Source organism: Chryseobacterium sp. MDT2-18 (assembly GCF_030815285.1).
Taxonomy (GTDB): Bacteria; Bacteroidota; Bacteroidia; order Flavobacteriales; family Weeksellaceae; genus Kaistella; species Kaistella salivictor.
Genome location: NZ_JAUSWQ010000025.1, coordinates 1 through 3,236, shown reverse-complemented (window position 1 = coordinate 3,236; position 3,236 = coordinate 1). Strand labels below are relative to the sequence as shown.

The 3,236-nt window shown below is 32.5% G+C and carries 2 protein-coding genes and 3 pseudogenes; 3 read left to right on the top strand and 2 right to left on the bottom strand.

The features are described 5' to 3' along the window. Nucleotides 1-879, top strand: an 879-nt coding sequence (locus tag QF004_RS13875; RefSeq protein ID WP_307427477.1) for an RHS repeat-associated core domain-containing protein, incomplete at its 5' end; no start/stop codon positions are given. Then, a complete protein-coding gene (locus QF004_RS13870) occupies nt 854-1,429 on the top strand; it encodes a hypothetical protein (protein WP_307427480.1) in 576 nt (191 codons plus the stop codon). The genes QF004_RS13875 and QF004_RS13870, both read left to right, overlap by 26 nt. Nucleotides 1,430-1,495: 66 nt before the next feature. Here the strand turns inward: QF004_RS13870 and QF004_RS13865 are convergent. After that, nucleotides 1,496-2,024, bottom strand: a pseudogene (locus tag QF004_RS13865) (transposase). Between the two features lie 171 nt (nt 2,025-2,195). Then, nucleotides 2,196-2,403, bottom strand: a pseudogene (locus tag QF004_RS13860) (transposase); the annotation flags it as partial. Between the two features lie 612 nt (nt 2,404-3,015). On the opposite strand from QF004_RS13860, the pseudogene QF004_RS13855 reads away from it, so the two are divergent. Continuing rightward, nucleotides 3,016-3,236, top strand: a pseudogene (locus QF004_RS13855) (T9SS C-terminal target domain-containing protein); the annotation flags it as partial.

Genomic DNA, 3,236 nt, shown 5'->3' with positions numbered 1-3,236 from the left:
ATTGATACTGAAAGCAATTATTATCCTTTTGGTTTAGAACATACTGATTATAATAATTTGGTTGGTAATTCTAAGTACAACTACAAGTACAACGGCAAGGAACTTCAGGAGACAGGGATGTATGATTATGGTGCTAGGATGTATATGCCAGATATTGGGAGATGGGGCGTGGTGGATGAAAAAGCAGAAAAATATAGAAGATATTCGCCTTATACTTATGCGGTAGATAATCCTATAATGTTTGTTGATCCTGATGGCAGAGAAATTATATTCGTACAAGTTATTAATGAAAAATCTCAAGTACATTATAAATATAGCAAAGGAAATTTTTATCGATTGAATGGTGATAATACATTAGGAAAGAAATATGATGGACGAAAAGATAAGGTTAGCCAAAATTTATTCCGATTAGCAAAATCATACAGAAAGATTGAACATTCAAATAATGAAATTTTAAAAGGTGAACTTCACACTTTAGAAAACACCAAGAATAAACACTACATCTTTGATCCACAAACACCAGATCAACCTTCTGGTGTAAAGGGTACAGCAGATGGAGGGTCGCAAACAATATATAATTTCACAAGTAAATTTGAAAATGATAGATTTGAAAAATCAGAAGGAATTGCGACATCTGATTTAAGTACAGTTGCCCACGAAATGCAACATCAATATGATAAAGAGATAAATAACCAATCTGATGCTACCAATGACGCTAACGCACAAAACCCGTCAGAACAAAGGGCCGTCAAAACAGAAAATGAAGCGAGAGAGATAGAAGGGTTACCATTAAGAACTACTTATGGTGGTGAGCCGATAACTCCTAATCCGCCAAATTATAAAGTTCCAGGAGATGATGATAAGAAAAAAAGCAAATAATATTATGAGAAAACTTTTTAAATATTTTTTATTGTTCTTTTTTCTGGGATTGTCCTTTTTTTCTTGTAAAAATGAAAAAATTAATCCCGAATTTATAAAAAAATTAGTATCAATAGAGAATGGTTTACCATCACCTAATTTTAATTTTAATTTATATTTCAAGATTGATAATGGTAGGATTTTAGAAACCAATATAGTATTTATCTATAAAATTTACCAAGATTCCCACTCGAAGAATGACGACTTTGATATTTATTTAAAAGACTTATTTAATCAAAAAAAAACACTGAAAATTATTGATATAAAAAAATATGAAAATAAAGGCTATTTTTTTAATGTAAGTGAAATTGATGAAAAGGTTTTAAATATGAATATAGGAGAAATAGAAAAAGAATTTTTAGAAACTGAAAAAGAATTTTTTATTTTAAAACCTAATAAAATGAATTATAGCACTGTAAAAACAGTGCTATATAAAATGTTTATAGATGGGTACATAATAACTTTAAGTGATTACGGAGGAGGTTACTATAGCATTACAAAATTCAAATAAAAGAAACTACGGTTCCGTCTACTCCCCACCCCACTGGTGCGAGCGTCACGCTCGTACCCATAATAATTACAAATTTATATCAATTTCTAAAATCTCTTGATAATCGTCACAATAATTTCTTGCACTGCTGTATTTTCATTCCCAAGGCTCTATAACAAAACCAATTTCTGCAGGGTTATGGTGGATGTAGTTTAGTTTTTGTTCAAAACTTTTAAAGAACAAATCTCAATGGGTTTGTTGTGGTGGTGCCAAAATTGATGTTTTTTGACATTTGAATTTCTTTTTCCTGCTTGTTCAAACATCCAAAGCAACCATTGGCTACACCACTTCGTTACGTTTCTTTTCTACTTTCCTGAGTGTTTTCTTCAATGCCTTTTATGATTTTTCTTGATGTAAAACCTTTGAAATCCCTTATTAATTCGGAAGGCTTTTCTTCTGAAGAACGAAATATTAAATGAACATGACTGGGCATTATGCAGTAACCAAAAATAATCATGCCTTTGGTTTTTCTGCAATAATCAAAAGAGCTGATCATGATGTCAAAATATTCTAATCTCGTAAATACATCGATCCAAAAAACAGTAGCAAAACTTATGAAATAAGCTCCGTCTTTTTCTCAGAATTTGTATTTCCTGCTCATCCGATAAAGTTAATAAAAAAATAAGTTTTTTTTCTTATTCTTTTAGTTTTACAGGTACGAGCGAGACACTCGCACTAGCGGGGATCATCTCCTTCAAAATATCGATGGACAGTTGCTGCTCTGCAACAATACGCTTGAGGCGGGCATTCTCCGATTTCAGTTCCTTCACACGCTGGAGTTCCGAGAGGGTCATACCGCCATACTTGCTCTTCCAGTTATAAAATGTCTGCTCGGAAATCCCGAACTCCCGACAAATCTCTGCTACTTTCTTGCCTTCCTGCTGGCTCTTAAGCACCTTTAAAATCTGTGCCTCCGTAAATCTTGATTTTTTCATTGTGTTTTCTTGATGTTAAAAATAATACTCTATTTTAATCTGTCTAAAAAAAACGAGCCATGTACCAGATCTCATTCATAAAATCAAAAAGGTACGCAACAAATCAGAACATCAGACACTACCAGTAGAAGAATTCTGCACCTATCTTCGTTTATCCCTCAACTCTGTTCAATTAATGATTATCGACTAAAAACCGTCATTCCAAAAAGCGAGGAACAAGCGAAGAAGCAATCATAAATAACAACTCCCATCGCAAACGCATCACAGTTCGAGTTAATATACTTAGCGTAAACTACATTCCTTTTCCTTTAAATAGCTTGAAAACTCATTGTTTTTCTATTGCAGCTTCTGTTTCTGGTTAATTAAAGAGGTTATAAACAGTATTAAATGGGTAAACCAAACAGTATTTTACAAAATACAACAGGTGTTTCGTAAAACTGACAAAAATCAAGATTGCTTTGTTTAGTTTCTATATTGCTTATTAACAACTTGTTACCACTTAATTGTACTTCTATTTTCAATTACTGTTTTCCAAATAAAGAGAAAATGGAAATATACCCCTATTTTCATATTACTATTTATAGCTACTTTTTGCCATTGAAAAACCAACCTATGAAAAAACTCTACATTGGGGTACTATTTTTTTTCGGCATACTCTCGGTTTCCGCACAGGAAAACAAACCCTTGTGGCAAAAAGACATAAAATCTTCTACCCAGGATTTTTTAACGACAATGACCTCCACTATCGATGGACAGATTCTGTTATCAGGAAGTTCCATTAATCAAAAATCACAGCAGGTTTCAACCGATAATAAACAATCCTATAGAGGTTA

Coding starts and splice junctions, on each gene's coding strand:
- QF004_RS13870 (WP_307427480.1), top strand. CDS start 854: ATGATGATAAGAAAAAAAGCAAATAATATTATGAGAAAACTTTTTAAA.